Here is a 20,396-nt window from a genome sequence, read left to right as displayed (position 1 = left end):
CCCATGGACCATCCCCGCCCGGTGACCCGTATCGGTCTCATCCAGACGGTCCTGGATTCCGTGGGCGCCGCCGACCGGGTCGCTCTGGACGTTGTGGCACCCGGTCACGATTTGCTTCCACTCAAAGAGTTGGGCCGCATCACCGCATCCGTGGTCCGCAACGAGCCGGGGCGGGCCATGGGATACGCGCCCATTCCCGGTGACCCGCAACTCATCCGCCAGATCGCCTTCCGATCCATGGAACACGGCCTGCCCGTAGCCCCGGATGACCCCCTGATCACAGCCGGATGCATGGAAGCGCTCTACCTCTCCCTGCGGTCGGTCTGCCGCAGCGGTGACACCGTGCTCATCCAGTCGCCCACCTACTACTGTTTTCTCCAACTGTTGGAGACACTCGGCCTGCGCGCCATCGAAGTCCCGTCGGACCCCAAGCTCGGGGTCTCGCCCAAGGATCTGTTTCACGCCCTGCGGACCTTTGACGTATCCGCCTGTGTCCTCGCTCCCAACTTCAACAACCCGGATTCCAGCCTGACCCCGGACGAGGCCAAACGGGAAATCGTGTCCATGCTGGCCGAACGGTCCATCCCGCTGGTGGAGGACGACGTATCCTCAGACCTGCATTTCGGCCCCAGGCGGCCCGGTACCTACAAGCAGTTCGATCAAAAGGGCCTGGTCCTGCTCTGCTCTTCCTTTTCCAAAACCATTGCTCCCGGCTATCGCGTAGGCTGGATACTGCCGGGACGATTCCGGCAAAAGGCCCTTGAAATCAAGGCCACCACCAACGTCTCCACCTCGGCACCGGCCCAGATGGCCATTGCCGAATACCTGCGCCAGGGCCACATGGAACGGCACCTGAAGAAACTCCGGGCCGCCCTGGAACGGCAGATGGACACCATGCAACTTCACCTGGGCCGACATTTCCCGGAAGGGACAAAGGTCACTCACCCCGTGGGCGGAGGCGTTCTCTGGCTGGAACTGCCAAAGGCCGTGGATTCCGTGGAGCTTTTCTTCCAGGCCAGGGCTGAAAGGATCGGCATTGCGCCGGGTGCCATTTTTTCCACCCAGGATAAATTCACCAACTATATCCGCATAAGCTGCGGTTTCCCCTGGACCCGTGATGTGGAGCAGGGCGTCACCATACTCGGAGAACTGGCCGGAAGGATGTGTCGAAGCTGATCTCCCCGTTCGACAAATCCGACTTTACCTTGACCAGAGCCAGGAGTATCGTCCCGCTCCGGAGTGACCAATATGCACGAACTCGATCCCAAACAAAAAACATACGGTTTCATCGCCGCCCTGGGCGCTTTCCTGCTGTGGGGGCTGTTGCCCATTTACTGGAAATCGCTCATCACCGTTGATCCGTTCGAAATCCTCTGCCACCGCATAGTCTGGTCACTGGTCTTCATCAGCCTGGTCCTGACCGTAATGAAGGGCTGGAGCACCGTCTTCGCCCCGCTCAAGTCGCCGAAGGATCTGACCATCCTGACCCTGAGCAGCCTGATGATCGGCGGCAACTGGCTCCTGTACATCTGGGCCGTAAACACCAACCATGTCCTTGAGACGAGCCTGGGCTATTACATCAACCCGCTGGTCAACGTCCTGCTCGGCTTCATTTTCTTCCGCGAACGGCTCAAGCCACTGCAATTGATCGCCATCGGCCTGGCCGCATTGGGGGTTGCCAACTCGATAATCAGCCACGGCGAGCTGCCGTGGATATCCCTGACCCTGGCCGTTTCCTTTGCCTTTTACGGATTGCTCAGAAAGATCGCGTCCGTGGAATCCCTGCCCGGCCTGTTCCTGGAAACCCTGGTCCTCGGCCCCTTTGCCCTGGCCTATATCGTCAAGCTCCAGATGGACGGCGCTTCCGCCCTGTTTACCCAAAGCCCTTCCATCGACCTGCTCCTGATCGGGGCGGGAGCCGTCACGGCCACCCCCCTTATCGGCTTCGCCTTCGGCGCCCGCCGGTTGCAGCTGACCTCCCTGGGACTGCTCCAATATCTCGCCCCGACCATCGCCTTCATGCTCGGCATCATCGTCTACAAGGAGCCGTTCACCACCAGCCACCTGGTCACCTTTGCACTGATCTGGTCCGGTTTGGCCGTATATACTTTTGAATCCATCCGAAGCATCCGAAAGCAAAGACGGATCGCAGCCTGTAAAAACCCGGTCTGACCAAAGACCGCCTGGCCCATGAATCCGCACAGGAGCGTCACATGAATGGACCCGACGACAGACTTCTTCCCAAGATCGAACTGGAACCACTCGACATGATGGCCCCAGCGTATCCGCCCGACCCGTCCCAGGAAGACACGCCCTGTTGAGGCCCCAGGCCGGACCCCCGTGCAGGGGTCTTCGAAAAACCGGGGTACACCCTTGAACCTTACGTGGACGGGTTCATTGACACACCTGCGGGCCTTGTTCCCCGCGTGCGCACCAGACCACTCGCCAGCGACAGGGCAGGCACTGTCCTGGCCAGGTTGGGCCTCACCCGGCACAACTACAAGGTCGTGCCCGGACTCTACTGTGTAGGAAATCCGACCCAGGACTCGCCGGTTCTGGTCACGGCCAACTACAAGCTGACCTTTGACGCGGTCCGCACCGAACTTTCCGCCGTCGACGCATGGCTGCTGGTGGTCGACACACGCGGCATCAATGTCTGGTGTGCGGCGGGCAAGAACCTGTTCGCCACCCACGAAATCATCCTGAGCGTCACCGCTGCCCGGCTGCATGAGGTAGTCACCCACCGCACACTCATCCTGCCCCAACTCGGTGCCACGGGCGTGGCCGCCCGCAAGGTGAAAAAAGGATGCGGATTCAACGTAATCTGGGGTCCGATCCGCGCCGGGGACATTCCCGCTTTCCTCAGGGCTGGCAACAACGCCGACAACGACATGCGCACGGTCACATTCTCCCTCAGGGAACGGACCGAACTCATCCCGGTGGAGATCATTCTGCTTGGCAAGCCCCTGGCCTGGACCCTGCTGGCGGTCTTTGTCCTGTCCGGCATCGGACCGGACGTCTTCTCGCTTGCAGGGGCCTGGCACCGCGGTCTGGCAGCAGCAACCGGAACGGCTTTCGGCATCCTGGCCGGAAGCGCGATGGTGCCGCTTCTGCTGAACCGGCTGCCCTGGCGTCAATTCTGGCCAAAGGGCATGCTCACCGGCGTGTTCGCCGGAACATGCGCAGCCCTGCTCTTTTCCGGCTCACTGGACGGGCTGGAGTCAACCGCACTCATTCTCTGGACCACGGCCATATCCTCGTACATGGCCATGAATTTCACCGGTTCGACACCGTATACCTCACCTTCGGGCGTGGAAGCGGAAATGCGCCGGGGTATCCCGGTCCAGGCCGTAACCGCAATCATCGGCAGTCTCTGCTGGTTGATTGCCCCTTTTGCAGGATGAGGAGAAAATCATGAAAGAATTCAGATATATTGACGACATCTCCACCTTAAAAATTGATACCGGGAAATGCATCGGCTGCGGGCTGTGCGTCACGGTCTGTCCGCATCGCGTACTGACAACACAGGACAAGAAAGCGGACGTCGTCGACTTCAACGCCTGCATGGAGTGCGGAGCCTGCGCCCAAAACTGTCCGACAGCGGCCATCACCGTCACACCCGGCGTGGGCTGCGCTTCCTACATCATCTCCCTCTGGCTCCACAAGCTCACAGAAAAGAAAGTCAGTACAGGATGTTGCTAACCTAGCCCCGTACCTGCCTCAAGGACCCGGCTTGCAGCCAGGAGGACACGTCGGCGCTTGGAATAACCTTGGCATAGGCCATGCCAAGGGCGGCGAGAAAAGACCCGTGAACCTGGGCCGCCGAAAGAACCTGACCGTGGAACTCCAGGGCACGGGTGGCCGTGGCATCCGAAAGAACGGCACAGGCAAAACCATAGTCCGTTGCGGCTCGCACTCCGGCGTCCACACACATGTGCGTCATCATTCCCGCCACCACCAACCGGGTGATCCCGGCGGCCTCAAGCCTGGCAAGCAGGTCGGTTTCACGAAAACTGTTGGGATAATGTTTTGTTATGACAACTTCTCCTGCCAGTGGAAACACAATGGAATGGATATCCGCCCCATCCGTTCCGGGCAGGAAAAACGTTGCTCCTTTCTGCAGGGACTCGTGCCGGACATGAAACACGGGAAGGCCGCGATCCCGGAACTGGGTCAGGACAACCGCCGCCTTTTCCGCCGCCTCCACGCTTCCCTCCAATTCCATGCGGCCGCCAGGGAAATAATCATTCTGTATATCGATCAAAAGCAATGCTGAACTCATTGGAAACCTCCGGTCTTTTTTGTATTCGTACCGCCATGCCTTCACCAGGGTCCAATAACTTTGCCGGATACCCCATTCCGTATTTCCGATACCGGCTTATGGACCTTGCCCGGTCAGCCATGATTGACTATGAATACATATGCCGAACACGGCATCTCCATCCTTGAAAAAAACCAAACCGAGAAAGCCATGAACGAAATGCCCGCCCATGATTCACTCTGCATCGTCTGGAGTTCCTCCGACCCGGAAGTGGCCGACAACCTGGCCTTCATGTACGCGCACAACTCCCTGAAAAAACAGTGGTGGAAGCAGGTCCGGCTCATCATATGGGGACCGTCCGCCAAGCTCGCCTCGGAGAATACGCATATCCAGAACCGGCTGCGGGAAATGATGGCCGACGGCGTGGAGGTCTGGACCTGCCGCTCCTGTGCCGAAAACTACGGGGTGGCCGATACACTCGAGGCCTTGGGTACTGAAGTTGTCTATGTGGGTGACCCCTTCACCAAGATGCTCAAGACCGGCTGGCAACAATTGACCTTTTAGAAGACTCCGAGAAATATTTCGCATATATATTCTCTCTCACAGAGCACGATTGAAAGAGAAGCAGGAAGGAGAGCCGCGCATGCAAGGGGCTGCAACTGGCGACGAGACCGCCGATAAACCATCTGAAGACCCGGTCACCATCCTCATCGCCGAGGATTCGGAGTCCAGTCAGGCGCTCTTTTCCCTTTTCTTCAAGGGAATGAACTCCCGGCTCGTTTTCGCGAAAAACGGGCGGGAGGCTGTTGCGGCATACAAGGCCGGGGCTTACGACCTGGTACTCATGGACATCTTCATGCCCTTGATGGACGGGCTTGACGCGACCCGGGAAATCCGCGCCCATGAACAGGCCAACAACCTCCGGCCCACGCCCATCGTGACCATATCCGCCAATGACTTGCCCGAGGACAGGGACTGCTCTGCCAAAGCAGGATGCACCGACTTTCTGCCCAAACCCGTCAGAAAAGCGGCGCTTCTTGAATGCGTCGCTCGCATATTGGGAGACCGGTAAGCTCATGACCCACGACATGCTTTTGAAAAACATTCTCCAACTGCAAGAGCCTGACGGTGCATTTGCCTCCCGTGCCGATGGAAAAGGAGGAGCCGGGGCCCGAATCATCGAAGCCAACCACGCGATCTGCAAAATGCTCGGCTATACACGGGAAGAATTGATCACCCTGGCTCCAGCCGACATTATTCCCACACTCCCCGAGCAGATCTTCGGTACAGGCGGTGAAACAGTCGAACACTCGTTGACCACCAAACGCGGCAACAAGGTTCCCGTGGCCATTCGCTCACGCACCCTGACCATGGAGGCAGCAGTGCTGGACGTATTCATGATCCGGGACATAACTCATAGAAAAGAACGGGAACGAAAAGCCTCCCTGGACGAACAGCGGTTCAAACTCCTTTACTCACTCTCCCAACAGCTCGATCAAACCGAGCAGGATATCCTTCAATTCGCTCTGGACCACGGCGTGACAATGACCGGCAGCCAGATCGGATACATATGCCTCATGAACGAGGCAGAGACCGAGTTGACCCTGCAAGCCTGTACGGCAGGAATCCTCGGACAGTACGGTGCCTGCAACCGGCCAGCCAGCTTCAAGGCTTCCGAAACAGGCTTGTGGGGCGAGGCGATCAGGCAGCGGAAACCCATTATTACAAACGATTACGCCACCAGTCCGGACAAACGGGGATGCCCAGAAGGACATGTTCTCATAAAGCGGCACATGAACCTACCCATCCTGGAAAACGGTCATATCACTCTCGTTGCCGGGGTCGGCAACAAGGAAGAGGAATATACCGAAGCCGACGTGGTTCAGCTCTCACTGATCATGGAAGGCGTCAGCCGCATCATTGAACGCAAACGGATGGAAACGGATCTGATCAAGGCCATGAAGACGGCGGAAAATGCCAACCGGGCCAAAAGCCAGTTCCTGGCCAACATGAGCCACGAACTGCGCACCCCGCTGAACGGCATCATGGGCATGACCCAGATCCTGTTGGGAACCGAGATCACGGATGAGCAGAAGGAATACCTGACGCTTTCCCTGGAGGCGAGCATGCACCTGTCCAAGGTGATGACCTCCCTGCTCGACCTGTCCAGCATCGAGTCGGGCGGGATTACCCTGACACCGATGAATTTCAACCTCCCGGACACCATCGAATCCGTGATCAAACCCCTGGTCATCCAAGCCGAACAGAAAAACCTCCGACTGACCTGTGACGTTGACGGCAATGTCCCGGTCGAGGTCAACGGCGACGTGGACAAATTTCGCCAAATCCTGATCAATCTCGTATTCAATGCCATCAAGTTCACTGAAGAGGGCCACGTCTCAATCAAGGTTTCCAGGACATCCACCACCACCGGACTGTTCGGCGACATGGCGGAAATCCGCTTCATAGTGACTGATTCCGGCATCGGCATCCACGAAGACAAGCAAGAAGCCATCTTCGAAAGCTTCATGCTCGGAGAAGACTACCTGACAAAAAGATATGGCGGCATGGGGCTGGGCCTCTCGATTTCACGCGAATTGACCACGCTCATGGGCGGCGGGATCACCCTGAAAAGCCAGCCGAACCGGGGAAGCACCTTCACGCTCACCCTTCCCTTTCTTCTGCGGGACGCCAAGGGCGGCTCCTGCGTCATCGCCGATACGAGCGCAGACAACGATGCACGCCCCCTGAACATCCTCGTGGCAGAAGACGAACAGGTCAACGCCCTGGTGACCTCCCGCATCCTCAAGAAAAACGGCCATCATGCCACCGTGGTGGGCAACGGACAACATGCCATCGATGCCCTGATTCAGGGGCAGTACGACCTTGTGCTCATGGATGTGCAAATGCCTGTCATCAACGGCCTTCAGGTAACGGAAATCATCCGCTCCGGCGCGGCCGACGGCATACGCAGCGACACCCCGATCATCGGTCTGACCGCCTTTGCCGGCAAGAACGACAGGCAACGCTTTCTTGAAGCGGGCATGGACGACGTGGTCACAAAACCCTTTGAAGCCACTGACCTGCTCTGCACCATCAGACGGATTCTGGCCGGGTAAAACCTACCTGAACAAAGGCAGTCCTTCCCGCTTCCAATCATTGATGCCGTCTTTCAGATGCCAGATTCTGGTGAATCCCAGTTTATTCAAAATGGCCAGGGCCTGGGAACTCCGGTTCCCGGAACGACAATAGATGAAATAGAGCGCATTCTTATCCAATTTTCCGAGATCGTTGCTAAAATCCTGCCTGTAGAAATCCAGATTCACCGCGTTCTCGATATGTCCCTCAGCGAACTCGGCCGGGGTGCGGATGTCGAGGATGTGCGCCTCCCGAGTCCTGGCCAGCTCGGTTTGGGCCTGGACAGCGCTCATGGACATGTATCCGGTAGGCATGGACGGATCGAGATTCATATAGAAAATCAGGCCCGCAGCCACGAGAGCAAAGATGAAGACGATTACTATACGTTTCATGGGATACTCCTACCTGATAAACGTCAATGAAGAAGCCGCACCTGCTTAGCAGGTGCGGCTTCATTTATCACGTATTCGCCGGGATTAGCCAAGCAGTGCGTTGACCTTCTCCATAATGGCAAAGGCATCGCCGACATAGAGAACATCACACTTGCCCTGAGCCCATCCGCAGCCGGCATCGGTGTTGATGGCCCGACGTTCCTTGATAAAACGCCAGCCGACAACATGCGGCTCCTCACCGTGGCAACAGGTGGACAATCCCTTGGGATGGCGCGGCGTGGCACCGGTCTGGCCGACCTGATGCATGTGCGTCAAAAAGGATATGACCGCACCGCCCTCGCCGGAGATGTCCACCAGGGACTTGGAGGAACCAAGCGAACTCTTGGTGGCGGTCAGGAAGCTCATGATGGTTTCCTCGGCCACTTCCACATGGGTGGCGCCGTCGGCCTGCTTCTTGGTCCAGCCAGCACCGGCCACAAGGAGCAGCGCGGCATCCGGACGAATGGTCTGCGCATCCTCGGATACGCACTCCATGCCCGCGATCCGGGTGCGCACACCGGAAACGTCAACAGCCACATTCTCGACATCCGCGGAACCGGCGCCGGAAAAGGCTTCAGCGCAACCCGAGTCCAGAGTCAGCACCCAGGGGCGCTCTTCACGGGTCAGGGTGCCTTCCATGCGCTGGCGATAGAACCAGCGCTTGGCGACAGGCTTGCCCTCCACCACGTCCAGGCCGGACAGGTGGGTGTCCACGCGACCGTTCAGACGGATGGCCAGCCCCGGCAGGGCTCGGCTGAAACGGGAAGTGGCCGGAGCCACCACGATCTCTGCGGAGCAGGCCTTGGCTACGGCCTCGGCTGCGGCCAGATCGGAAGCATACCGGCCGTCCGCAAAGTCTCCGCCGGACACGCCGTAAAATTTCGCGCCGCATCCGCCTATGGCGTCGGCGGCGGCAGTGATATCAGCGCCGATGAGACCCACGGCCAAATCAGCACCCAACCCCTCGGCCAGGGCCTTGGCAGCAGTCAACGCCTCAAGGGCAGACTTGTGCAGGGAATTGTCGCATTCGGTGTGTGCAAGATACAAAACTGTCATGACAACCCCCTTAACCCTTGATCCATTCGACGATTTCTTTGGCCATGTCATCCACCGGCATGTCCTTGACGATGCGGGTCTCGCGCCGCTGTTGCGGCACCTGCACCGAGGCGAAGGACAAGCTGGAACCGGACAGGTCTGCAGGCTTGGCCTGCATCAAAGCGGGCATGTTCTTCTGCATGTTCTGCATACCGATCTGGGGATTGTTCGGAGGTTCGGGCAGTTCGCCGGTGGCCCAGCCAAAAGCTGCGGGCGCACCGTCAACCACGGACTTCTGATAAGCCCCGCCTTCCACGCGCTCAAGCACCTCGATGGAGCCATCATCGGCCACGGTGATCCTGTCCACACCCTGAAACTGTTCGGTCACGCCGAGCAGTTCGCCAACCATCTGCATGACCGCGCCGGAACCGCGCGAGGCAGACTGCCAGCCGCCGAAAAGCAACAGCTTGGACTTGTCCAACCCGGCAACGCCATCAATGGTGTCGGCCAGGATCTTGGCGGTCTCATAGCTGTCCACGAACCCGGAAGCGGAGCCGTCGGCCACCACCAACTGGAACGGCACTTTCTGCGCCACGGACATCATGACCTGCTGGAGCTTGGCCTTGGGGCCGAGGCTGACAAGCCAGACCTGGCTTCCGGGATTCTTGGCAGCCAGGTTGGCGGCCTCGTAAAGAGCGTGTCCGGCCCAGGGGTCGAGCACGGCGGGAAGCATCATTTCATTTTTCAAGGTCGGACCGGCAGGACCGTCCTGGGGGGCAAGCGTCTGGAGCGGGTCCGGTACGATGGAGCCGCAGACCACGATGTGGAATTCACTACCCATTCAATGTTCTCCTTAGATTAGTGGCGGCAATCGTATTTCTCATGCCGTCCATTCATTGCCTTCGGCTACGGTCCGCTGTGCGGAGGGTGCCTCCGGCGGCTTAAGAACCTTTTGAAAAAGGTTCTTAAGAATCTCCAAAACTTTTTGTCGCGCTTCGCGGGGATCTTTGGCCGCGTCAGTACGACTTCTTTTCAATGAAACACTTCGCCCAAGGCGACATGGGGTTCCAGCCCGCACGGTTCGGAGAGACGAAATCACCCGACCGATCCCGCCGCAGGCGGTTCGATCCTGTCTTTACTCTAATTCTCCACGGAATGCAGCCCGCCGGAACCGCCCCGAAACTTAACATTCGTGCGCTCAGTGTCCTTGGGGTCGGACTTGCTGCAATTCCAAAGACATGCGCCACAATGCACGCATTTTTCCCGATCGAAAAGAGGAGTGCCTCCCTCGGGATTAGCGTAAATAGCCTGGCCCGAACATGCCTCGATACAGACCTGTTCGCGGCAGACGGCGCAGACGGCGGGGTCCGCAAAACGGACATGGTCGCCATAACCGGGATTGGCCTGGACCTTGCCGCCCATGAGCAGCGCGTCCTGATGCGAGACCAGCAATGTGCCGTCCAGGGGAATCTCCGGCCAGCCCACGCGGTCCATGAGCGCGTCATGCAGACTTGCGCCCTTCTTGGCGCACTCGGCGCGGATCTCCCGAATCTCACCTTCATGGATGTATCCCTTGAAATATTCCTCGACGGTCGGGATGCGATCCTGCGGCTTCAACGCCTTGCCCGGCATATTGATCAAGCCGTTGGTCAGGCCGGTCAGCCCCATGCCAAGGAATCCGGAGAGGATGCCCTTGGTGAAACCGTCGCGGGATTTCTTGGCCACCTCGGCCTCACGCTCCACCCAGGACGCCCTTCGACGGGAAACATAAGTGTTTTCCAGGTTCTCCTTGGTGAAGTCCCTGCCTTCCCTGAGCAGTTCCAGCACGGCTTCGCCGAGTTGCACGCCGGTGGCCCAGGCCTCGTCCACGCCGGAGCCGGTGAGCACATTGGTAGAACCGGACCCCTCGCCTATGCGGGCAAACCCGTCGCCGCACAGGAACGGCTCGCCGCACTTGCCGGACTCATTGAGCGACTTGGCCCCCCAGGAACGCATGGTGCCGCCCTCAAGACGCTTCCACAGATACGGATGGAGCATCCAATGCTGCATGTAGCGATAGGCGGTACGCACCGGATTGTCGAACCAGGAAGGCACGAAAATGCCCATTGAGGCGACATTGCCGGGGTAGACATACAAAAATCCGAAAATCTCAGGCTCGGGATAGCCAATGGTGTGCAACACGGTGCCGGGTTTCCAGTCGCACCCTTCGGGCAGGTCCACCACACACTTCATGCCTACGGCCCACTCACGCCGGTGGTTGCCCTCGGGCAAACCGAGTTCGCGGTCCAGGTGCAGGCCCACCGGCCCCACCGGACCATCGGCCACCACGGTCAAGGCGGCCTTCATGTCCATGCCGGGCATGTACCCTGCGCCGGGGGTACCATCCTTGTCCACGCCCTGGTCGGCCATGCGCACACCCTTGACGGTCCTGCCGTCCATGAGCGGCTCGGCCACGGGACTGGAAGGCCATATCTGCGCCATACCGGTCCCCATCAGGTTGCCGCCCACCCACTGGTTGAGCTGGCCGATGGAACAGATCATGCCGGGATGTTTTTCCAGGAACGCCGGGATGTAAGGAAGCTCATAGGCATCGTCTTCCATCCACTTGCCCAGCACCTTGTCGGCCAGCTTGAACAGACCGGGGCGGCGGCTGGCGCCCACCGGGTCCTTGAGGAAGAGGATCTTCTCTTCCGTGACCTCGTGGGCCATGGGAATCTGGGACAGATCGAGATCGGGGAAGCTCGCCCTGATGGCCCTTCCCTTGGTGACCACGCCCGAGACGCCGAAGCCGATATCGTCGGCCCGCTCATAGCAGATCACCTGCGGCGGCATTCCCGGCATGGCCCTGGATTCGGCCACGAAAGTGCCGTCCTCGTTCATCAGACCGCGGGTCAACGTGGTCAGGAACCCGCCGGCAGCAGGCCCGAAACCGACACAGACAATATCCGTCTCCATCTCGGCACGAGGAACATCTGGAATCTCAACAGGATCACTCATTTTTGCCTCCGGCGACTTAAGGAACCTCCTGAAAAAGGTTCCTCAAGAATCCTCCAAAAATTTTGTATCAAACGGCGCTTAAGTCTGTGCGTCATCGCTACATCCTCGTGCGCCGTTTGATTCGCTCCCCAGGCGGCACGAGCTTAAAATACGCACCCCCCCACTACGCCACCCTACTTCTGCATATTCCCTTCCAATCGACCCGGCGGCGTAGCCACAAATTGCTTTGGAAGGAAGAATGCGAGAGGGAAACATTATTCAAAAGGTCTCCCCCCGCATCATGTTTTCTCAATTTAGCCCATCGGGTAATCAAGGGCCTCGGGGATCATCACGTTGGCCAGGGCACTGCCGGCGCGATCCTTGGCCATACGGGAACCGGCCATGCACATGTCGACCTTGGCCTTGAGTTCACGGAACTTTGCAAGATCCTGGCGACCGGTACATTCGACCCTGACTCCCGGTTCGGCGGTAGGCGCGTTGCAACAGCAGGTGTTGAAACCGTAGACCAACTCGGTGCAGATACGGGCCACTTCACCGGCGGCTCGAGCGGCCTGAATATGACACATGTCCTTATAAAAACTGGTCAAATCTTCAAGGCCTTCTGCCAAAGTCGGAGACATGGGACCTTTTTCGATGAGCTCCATGACGTCGGTAGCCATGAAATACGGTCCGAGCAACCAACCCAGGGCATCGGCCATGGGGAAGGTCACGCCCTGCCGCTTGTTGTGGTAAAGTTTGCGGCCCTCATCATCCTTGGCGTTCTGAAGGAACTCAAGCGTGTGCTGCCACAGTTCCATGGCAGAGGCGAGGACAAACCCGCCCAAACCAGGCACGTTGGCGCCTGCCGCCTGCATCTGCTTGATCCAGTTTTCCATGATGTACTGGAATATTTCGGACGTCATGGTCAGGGTCAGGTGACGGCGCTGCACGGCCTCGGGGCCTTCATAGGTGGCCTCAAGCTGGCAGTCGGTCCATTTTTGCATGAGGAAACCGGGGCAATCCTCGGTGATGCCGTAGCCGCCGACCAGGGCCACGGCCTCGCGCATCTTGTTGGCACCCTCGCCCGTGTTCCAGAGCTTCACGCCGGGATTGAGGACACCGGCCAGGGCTTCCATGTAGGAATACTGGACCAGGGTATCGCCTTGCAGATCGGCATACCGTGCATGGTCTCGCTCGGCTGCGGGGGCGTATTCGAGATCAATGAATTCGCGAACCTGCTCTTTCAACTCGCGCAGGGCCGACATCTGCTTGCGGATGCTGGTGACGCCCTGTGCGGTGAAATGGGCCTCCTTGGCCTTTTCAACGGGATCGAAACGGTCGGCAAGGCGGGCTGCGGCGAACGCCAGGGAACATCCAGCCTCGCCGGACGCCCAGACATCAGCCAGACGCTGGAGCGCGTCCTCGTTAATCTGGATTCCCTTGTCAAAACGGGGAGAACCTTCGGAACAGGCATCGCCGCCCCTGAACCGGTTGCGGTGATACCGGATGACCGGTTCAACGGCAGAGAGAAGCTTGGCCGAGGTCATCAGGCCCACGGGAATGCGGGTGCGGTGGAAGACCGCGCCGATGATCTCGGAATGGTTGAACTTGGGTACGATCACGCCGTCAACCACGTCATAGCCGCCGATGATGCGGGAGGCCGGAACCTTGAGATTCAGCACGGGGTCGCGGGTGGAGGAAAGCTGGTGGACCATCTTGAGGGTGGGCGCGCCACGATCGAAGGTGCCTTCGTCGGTATCCTCGAGGATGATCATGAAAGTGCCTTTGATGCGGTCATCCTTGGATTCCACGGCAGCGGTGACGAAGTTGGCGAAATCCATGTTGGTGATGAACCGGCCGCGCTTGTCAATCTGCAGCATGGGCTCTTCACCGTCCTGCCAATCAGCCACAGTGGCCTTGCCGCAAAGCACACCGGTGTCCACGCCGATATACGGCAACGGCTCGGTCAGGGCGAATGCGCCGCGCCAGATGTTCCGGTCTTCGCCCGGCTGGGGCGGAACACATGCGGCCATGTATTTGTCACGCTGTTCAGAGGTGCCCTTCTCATGAATGGGAGCCAGAGCCAGACAGGAGGCCAGCGAAGAGGTAGCGGCACCGGCATCGACCCAGGCCAACTCAAAGGCGACCAGGGCCAGGGCCAGATTCTTGGGTCCTTCAATGAATCCTCCCTGATGGGGGTCCATGAACAAAGCGGTCAGCCCGGACTGGTCAAAGGCGGTCAGGAGTTCGCCTTTCTGGTCGGTCCATTCGTGGGTGTTGCGGGCACCTTCGGCCACCAATTTGGCAACCGTGCTGCGGGCGATGGATCGGGCGGACTGGATGGACATCTGGAGGTCGAAACGCTCGGCGAAACGCCACATGATCTGACGAACGTCATCTCCCGGAAGAGTACGCAGTGTATACATAAGTGTCTTTCCTGAAAAGTTGATTTGGTACTGGATTTCTTGATATTCAGTAATAGGTCGCGACGATAGGCCATTGTCATGGTCGAGTCAAAATGTTTTTGCCTTTCAAACGAGTGTTTCAGAGGCTTCCCGGACTTTTCCCGCCTATCCCGGTGTGCGCTGAATCGGCATCGGGAACAGTGCCGTCCCGGCATTTTCGAAAATGTGACGATAGAGTTTTGACTTCGCGCTCAAATACCTGCAATATCGTGGAATCATCCAAAGGCGGTTATTGAGGAATGGGCGAAAAACAATCGAACATAGGGATCATTTCCAAGGCATTGGATCATTGCATAAACGACCCCGGCATGACAGACGGGGCCGGTATTGGCGATTTGGCAATCGAATTCATGCAATGGTGCGATGCCACACCATCTCCCGGACAAGTCGATGCGACCGCTCTGACCGAAGTTGTGCTTACCTTCTATCGCATTGCAGGCAATTCGAACGATATTCAAACCATGCAAAGCTGTCTGCAGGCCCTTGTCCGTTCCGGCAGATTTGGCCGTGCCCTCTGCTCCCGCTTCGTTTCCGGGAAAACAATGCCCATCCCCCAACTGGCCGCCAAGGTCGCCTCCTGGCCCGCCCAGGACAGACTGGCCCTGGCCCACGAGATGCTCCTGAACTATCCGGGCAACAACGACAAGGAGATTCTGAACTGGCTCGAAAATCTGCTCAAACCACTGATGGGCACGGACCCGGCAGAACTGGCCCCGTTCGTGGCCCGATTGGGAGAGCAGGGCATAACCCTGGCCTTCCCGGTCAGACAGATCATTGTCGGCGGGCTTTTCGGTCGCTGGATCAATGCCAGGCTTACCAACGGCACCAGTGGACCCGAACTTGAGCAACTCTGCCGGATCATCCGGGGAATAGGCGACGCCAACTATGCGGAAGCCCTGGCCAAGGCAGTGGAACTGAATCAGATAGTGCCGAACGTCACTGTCCTGCGTACCATCACGGCCCTGGGCGAAGCAGGCAACAAGACCATCATGGGAATGCTGCTCAAGACCTTGTCCAATGCAGCCAATGGATTGGCCGGCGCCTGTCTGGAGGCTATCATAGCACAGGATCATCCCGGTGCGGGAAAGCTGCTGGCATCCGTACGCGGCAAAATGCCGGGACTGAAAAACGCGGCCATATCGCGTGCGCCCCTCCTGGGCGACATTGGTCACATGCAGTACATCGCTTCGTTCCCGGAGGACGCCCAGCTGGATATCCACATGGAAATGCTGGGAGTACTGGAAGCCATAGCGCCTGATTTCACCCGGAACATCACCCGGCAGTGCCTGTCCAAACAGGCCGCTTCCCTATCCCACGCTACAACGGCCATCAAATCCAGGCCCAAGAAGGAAAACACCGACGATCCCGCGCAATCCGGATTTTTCAAAAGGCTCTTCAAATCCAGACCCAAGTCCCTCGAAGAACTGCTCCCGAAATTCAACAACCTCCGAGACATGAAACTGCCCTCCTCTCGTGTGGAAGACACGGAAATGGACGGACGGGAACTGACAGGGCTGACCCTGACCGGCTCTGAATTCACCCGGACCACCTTTACCCGAACCAAGGTGGCCGGAACCTCCCTCGACGATACCGTTTTTTCACTCTGCCTGCTGACAAGCTCCGAATTCAAGAATACGGACTTCACGGGCACTGAATTTTCCAGGACCACCTTTGCCGGTTGCTCATTCAACGACTGCTCCTTCAAGGGGACGGTCTTCACCGACTGCACCTTCGAGGAGTGCCGATTCCGCAATTGCGGCATGGGCGATACGGCCTTCCTGAACACCAAACTGGACATGACGGACGTGGCCGCCTGCACCCTGGCAGGATCAAGCTTTCATAGGTGCTCCCTGCGGGCGACCAGGTTCGGGACCACTGACTTTACGTACACCGAGCTGATCGGCAACGATTTTCAGGGGGTGGAATTCATCGATTCCATTCTGCATGCGATGTATATTCGGGAGTGCAATTTCACTTCCATCGACATGCCGGGGACAACAGTGACCCGATCCATCATCAAGAACTCCGACGCCGGTCATCCCCAGTTCCTGGCCAACCGCATCCGCCAAATGACCCTGTTCGCCAGGGAAGTGGAAAAAAACGGCATTCCCAAGACCAAGGAAACAGACCCCTTCCTGACCCAAAAAGCCTTGAATGCATGGTCCAGGGAGTTGACCTTCATGCGGAGGGAAAGGCGGATGCTCGAAAACAACCGCCAGCGCCTGAACCGGGCCATGAACACCATCAGCCGCGATCAGCAGGTATTCCTGCGCATACTGCCGCTGTTGCTCGACACCGACACCTTCGAGCGCAAATTCAATTTCGGGCAGGTGCCGACCTGCCGGGTCTGGGAATATTATCCCGAATTGACGACACTGGAGCTCGCCAGGCAGCACTTCGGCGATTTTCCGGCAAGAAACACCGCCCCGGATGTCCGCATTCTGGCAGTATATTCCATGGGCAGCCTCGGCACCGTGGCCCAAACCGCCAAGTCGGACCTCGATTGCTGGGTCTGCTACGACAGCGATATAACCCTGACCATGGAGGCCGATCTCAAGCGCAAGCTGGACGCCATCGCCCTGTGGGCGGAAAGCGAATTCGCCATGGAGGTCCACTTCTACCCCATGCGCATGGACGATGTCCGCGACAACCGTTTCCTGTCCGGTGACGAGGAAAGTTCCGGGTCGGCCCAGGCTTTGCTCCTGAAAGAGGAATTCTACCGAACCGCATTGAAGCTGGCGGGCAAAAACATCGCCTGGTGGGTGACCCCTGCGGGCGCCAGCTGCAAGATATATGACGCCTGCATTTCCGCTTCCCGCCGCTACCCCATCTGCGGAAAACCGCGGCTGGAGGACTTCGGCTATCTCGCGCCGGTTCCACCATCCGAATATTTCGGAGGATCGCTCTGGCAGATGGTCAAGGCCGTGCATTCGCCCTTCAAGTCGGTGCTCAAGCTCGGCCTGCTTGAAATATATGCCTCACCCCACACCTCGACTCTGCCCCTGTGCGACCGCATCAAGCGCAACCTGACGCGCAATCGACAGGGCAAACTGAACACGGATCCCTACACCGCGCTCTTCTCCATCCTGCACGCCTACTACCAGGAGCGGAACGAGACCAACGCATCAGCCCTGCTCAAGGAATCCTTCCGGCTCAAAGCCAACCTTTCGGACATCCCGTTTTTCATGAACCTGACCACGCGGCCCGAGGACGAAAGCCTGATCTCGGTCCTGTTCGGCTCAGGCTATGTCGAACCGGACCGCATCGCCAGGATCAACAGGTCCTGGCCCTTTGAAAAATCCCTGCGAATGGGGGCCCTGGTCCGCCAATACATGGTGGACACCTACCAGCGAATTCAGGAAGGGCTGAACGAAAAGGGCAAAACCAAAGCCATGATCAATGCCGAGGACCTGACCCGCATGGGCCGCCGCATCGGTGCCAACTTCGCCAAGAAAAAGCATAAGATCATGCGGGTTCCCTTCATGGACATCAAAGACACAGGCTTTCCCATCCTGCATTTCTCCGCAGAAAGAAAACCGGGCAGTCCACCCATCTGGGCCGTTCGGGGCGGCACGGCCGTGGAAGCGAAGCAGTCGGCCGATGCGCTTCAACTCCTGCACCGCAACCCTGATCCGGTCCACATGATGGCCTGGCTGCTGGCCAACCGCATATACCAACCCCGAAGCCTGCTCCAGGCCGACCGCTCCATTGCCCCCATTGCCGTTGCCGACCTGCAAAAGGTCATGACCTCGCTCCACGAGTTCTTTCCCTTTGCGCAGACCTTTGAACGCGACATCAACGAAGGCCTGCATTCGGAAAGGGTCACCAGCGCCTTCTTCATCTTCAACCTGACGGCCCCTCCGGACTCCAAACGGATAGAGCAGGCCGCCGTACTTTATACAACCAACTGGGGCGAAATGTTCTGCCGGACGTTCCTCCGGCCCGGCCAGATACTCGAACGCAGTCCCTCCCAGTTCCTGGCCCACAAGCTTGATCAACCCGTTCCCGACCCCCCGAAAATGAGCCTGTTCGTCCCCAAGGGCTCGCAATGCAAACGGTTCCCTCTGGTATAGGCAAGCACCATACGCCAACGCCTCCGTATTACGCAGTGATCCGAAGTTCGCGCGAAGACAGACCTTGAAGATGCCGAAAACAGTGACCCTCCCGGTGGAAAGGGAGACCCGGTTCCCTCCGCTTCAACTCTGATTCAACGAGCCGTTCCGGCTCATTTCTCCAAAGAGTACTTTTTATCGACAAAGCGGTTTGAATAGTCTACGCCTGAGCGCATTCAAAACAGACATTTTTGTAGATATGGATCAATTCCATCTCTCATCCATCAAAACGCTCAATTTCTAAAGGGAATTTCATGAGACTTCGAGTACTGTTCGCCGTTATTGTCACTCTCATCTCCATCGTCTTCGCCTGTCCGGCTCTGGCCGCAGGTCAACCGCAGGGCGTTGCCAACGCCGAGGCTTTCGGCCTGTTGACACTCATTCCGCCCCTTCTGGCCATCATCCTCGCCTTTGTCAGCAAGAACGTTGTTCTTTCATTATTCATCGGGGTTTTCTCCGGCTGCTTCATGCTCAAACTGGACGGATGGGATGTCTATCATGCAATCATCGGCGGCTTCCTGAGCCTGTCCGGCCAACTGCTGGCCTCCCTTGCGGATACGTGGAATGCCGGCATCGTACTCCAGGTCCTGGCCATCGGCGGACTCATAGCCCTCATCTCCAAGATGGGCGGTGCCCAAGCCATTGCCGAAGCCATCGCCAAATGGGCCAAAACACCCCGCTCCTCACAGTTTTCCGCCTGGTTCATGGGCCTGCTCATTTTCTTCGACGACTACGCCAACTCCCTGACCGTAGGACCGATCATGCGACCGGTCACCGACAAGCTTCATGTCTCCCGCGAAAAACTGGCCTTCATCATCGACGCCACCGCTGCCCCCATCGCGGGCATCGCCCTGATATCCACCTGGGTGGCATACGAGGTGGGCCTGATCCGCGACGGGTACACGATGATCGGCCTGGAAGCCAATGCATACGGCGTCTTCGTGGAAACCATTCCCTACCGGTTCTACAACATCTTCATCCTGCTTTTCATCCTGTGCACCATCTGGTTTCTCCGCGAATTCGGCCCCATGCGCGCCGCTGAGAACCGCGCCCGTTCGGGCAAGGTGTTTTCCGACAGCGCCACGCTCATGTCTTCGGACGAAACCTCCAGCCTGGTACCCGCCCCCCATGTGATCCCCTCGGTCTGGAGCGCCATCCTGCCCATCGGCACCCTTATCGCGGCGGCCTTCCTGGGTTTCTACTTCAACGGCTACGGCGCAATCGAAGACGCGGCCCAGCTTGCCTCCATCGACGCAGCCCCCCTGAGTTTCACTTCCATGCGCATCTGCTTCGGAGCATCCGACGCCTCCGTGGTGCTGTTCCAGGCTGCCCTGGTAGCCAGCCTGGTGGCCATAGCCATGGCCGTGATCAAAAAGATCATGCCCATCAAGGAGGCCATCGAGACCTTTGTCACGGGCGTGAAATCCATGAACATCACGGCGGTCATCCTGCTTCTGGCCTGGTCCCTGTCCGGCATCATGAAGGACCTGGGCACCGCGCTCTATCTCGTGGGCGTGCTTTCCGATTCACTGCCTCCCTTCCTGCTGCCGAGCATCATCTTCATCCTCGGTTCGGTCATCTCCTTTGCAACAGGAACCTCATACGGCACCATGGGCATCCTCATGCCCCTGGCCATTCCCCTGTCCTTCGCCCTCAACCCGAACCCGGACTTCGTGATCCTGAACATCGGAGCCGTGCTCACCGGGGCCATCTTCGGCGACCACTGCTCCCCCATCTCAGACACCACCATCCTCTCTTCCATGGGGGCCGGCTGCGACCACATCGACCATGTACGCACACAGCTCGCCTACTCGCTGACAGTGGCTGCGGTCTCCATCCTCGCCGGATACATCCCGGCCGGACTTGGCGCCCCGGCGTGGGTAACCCTGTTGGCAGGCAGCCTGATGGTGGTGGGCGTTGTCCGCGTCTTCGGCAAACGGATCGAAGGATAAAACCTTCACCGACACAAAAATGCCCG

At 58.5% G+C, this 20,396-nt stretch carries 15 protein-coding genes; 9 read left to right on the top strand and 6 right to left on the bottom strand.

From position 1 onward, the window contains the following. From DWB63_RS15020 to hgcB, 4 genes are all read left to right on the top strand, one after another. Positions 1-1,176: PLP-dependent aminotransferase family protein (locus DWB63_RS15020; RefSeq protein WP_164879909.1), on the top strand; the 1,176-nt coding region annotated here is incomplete at its 5' end. A 72-nt stretch (positions 1,177-1,248) separates the two neighbouring features. After that, a complete protein-coding gene (gene rarD, locus DWB63_RS15015; RefSeq protein WP_128329674.1) occupies positions 1,249-2,172 on the top strand; it encodes an EamA family transporter RarD in 924 nt (307 codons plus the stop codon). 41 nt (positions 2,173-2,213) lie between these two features. Continuing rightward, positions 2,214-3,404: a mercury methylation corrinoid protein HgcA gene (gene hgcA, locus DWB63_RS15010; protein WP_264175417.1), complete on the top strand. Its 1,191-nt coding sequence runs from the start codon at positions 2,214-2,216 to the stop codon at positions 3,402-3,404. 10 nt (positions 3,405-3,414) lie between these two features. Then, positions 3,415-3,702, top strand: a complete 288-nt coding sequence (gene hgcB / locus DWB63_RS15005; RefSeq protein ID WP_128329673.1) for a mercury methylation ferredoxin HgcB — start codon at positions 3,415-3,417, stop codon at positions 3,700-3,702. A 1-nt stretch (position 3,703) separates the two neighbouring features. On the opposite strand, the gene DWB63_RS15000 is transcribed toward hgcB, so the two are convergent. Then, on the bottom strand, positions 3,704-4,282 hold the full coding sequence (locus DWB63_RS15000; RefSeq protein WP_128329672.1) for a cysteine hydrolase family protein: 579 nt from the start codon (positions 4,280-4,282) through the stop codon (positions 3,704-3,706). Between the two features lie 129 nt (positions 4,283-4,411). On the opposite strand from DWB63_RS15000, the gene DWB63_RS14995 reads away from it, so the two are divergent. The 3 genes from DWB63_RS14995 to DWB63_RS14985 all read left to right on the top strand — a co-directional run bounded on the left by DWB63_RS14995 (position 4,412) and on the right by DWB63_RS14985 (position 7,380). Then, on the top strand, positions 4,412-4,825 hold the full coding sequence (locus DWB63_RS14995) for a DsrE family protein (RefSeq protein ID WP_241648880.1): 414 nt from the start codon (positions 4,412-4,414) through the stop codon (positions 4,823-4,825). Positions 4,826-4,904: 79 nt separating this feature from the next. Beyond that, complete coding sequence (locus DWB63_RS14990) at positions 4,905-5,333, top strand: response regulator (RefSeq protein ID WP_128329671.1); 429 nt, start codon at positions 4,905-4,907, stop codon at positions 5,331-5,333. Between the two features lie 4 nt (positions 5,334-5,337). Next, the gene (locus tag DWB63_RS14985; protein ID WP_164879908.1) at positions 5,338-7,380 is read left to right on the top strand and encodes an ATP-binding protein; all 2,043 of its coding nucleotides are present in this window, start codon (positions 5,338-5,340) and stop codon (positions 7,378-7,380) included. 3 nt (positions 7,381-7,383) lie between these two features. On the opposite strand, the gene DWB63_RS14980 is transcribed toward DWB63_RS14985, so the two are convergent. The 5 genes from DWB63_RS14980 to DWB63_RS14960 form a co-directional block, all read right to left on the bottom strand. Next, positions 7,384-7,791 carry a rhodanese-like domain-containing protein gene (locus DWB63_RS14980; RefSeq protein WP_128329669.1) on the bottom strand — a complete coding sequence of 136 codons (408 nt, stop codon included), beginning with the start codon at positions 7,789-7,791 and terminating at the stop codon, positions 7,384-7,386. Positions 7,792-7,875: 84 nt separating this feature from the next. Next, a complete protein-coding gene (locus tag DWB63_RS14975) occupies positions 7,876-8,886 on the bottom strand; it encodes an electron transfer flavoprotein subunit alpha (protein WP_128329668.1) in 1,011 nt (336 codons plus the stop codon). Between the two features lie 10 nt (positions 8,887-8,896). Next, positions 8,897-9,706, bottom strand: coding sequence for an electron transfer flavoprotein subunit beta (locus DWB63_RS14970; protein ID WP_128329667.1), 810 nt, complete (start codon positions 9,704-9,706; stop codon positions 8,897-8,899). Between the two features lie 299 nt (positions 9,707-10,005). Then, entirely contained in the window at positions 10,006-11,862 is a 1,857-nt protein-coding gene (locus DWB63_RS14965; RefSeq protein WP_128329666.1) for a 4Fe-4S ferredoxin, read from the bottom strand. A gap of 293 nt (positions 11,863-12,155) precedes the next feature. Then, positions 12,156-14,267: an acyl-CoA dehydrogenase family protein gene (locus tag DWB63_RS14960; RefSeq protein ID WP_128329665.1), complete on the bottom strand. Its 2,112-nt coding sequence runs from the start codon at positions 14,265-14,267 to the stop codon at positions 12,156-12,158. Positions 14,268-14,545: 278 nt separating this feature from the next. Between DWB63_RS14960 and DWB63_RS14955 the strand changes: the two genes are divergently transcribed. Both DWB63_RS14955 and DWB63_RS14950 read left to right on the top strand, forming a co-directional pair. Beyond that, positions 14,546-18,379, top strand: a complete 3,834-nt coding sequence (locus tag DWB63_RS14955) for a class I adenylate cyclase (RefSeq protein ID WP_128329664.1) — start codon at positions 14,546-14,548, stop codon at positions 18,377-18,379. Between the two features lie 293 nt (positions 18,380-18,672). Continuing rightward, positions 18,673-20,370, top strand: a complete 1,698-nt coding sequence (locus DWB63_RS14950) for a Na+/H+ antiporter NhaC family protein (RefSeq protein WP_128329663.1) — start codon at positions 18,673-18,675, stop codon at positions 20,368-20,370. Positions 20,371-20,396 lie beyond the last annotated feature (26 nt).

The sequence above is a fragment of the Pseudodesulfovibrio sp. S3 genome (genome assembly GCF_004025585.1).
Taxonomy (GTDB): Bacteria; Desulfobacterota; Desulfovibrionia; order Desulfovibrionales; family Desulfovibrionaceae; genus Pseudodesulfovibrio.
The sequence above is the reverse complement of the archived record's forward strand: the minus strand, read 5'-3'. Positions and strand labels throughout refer to the sequence as shown.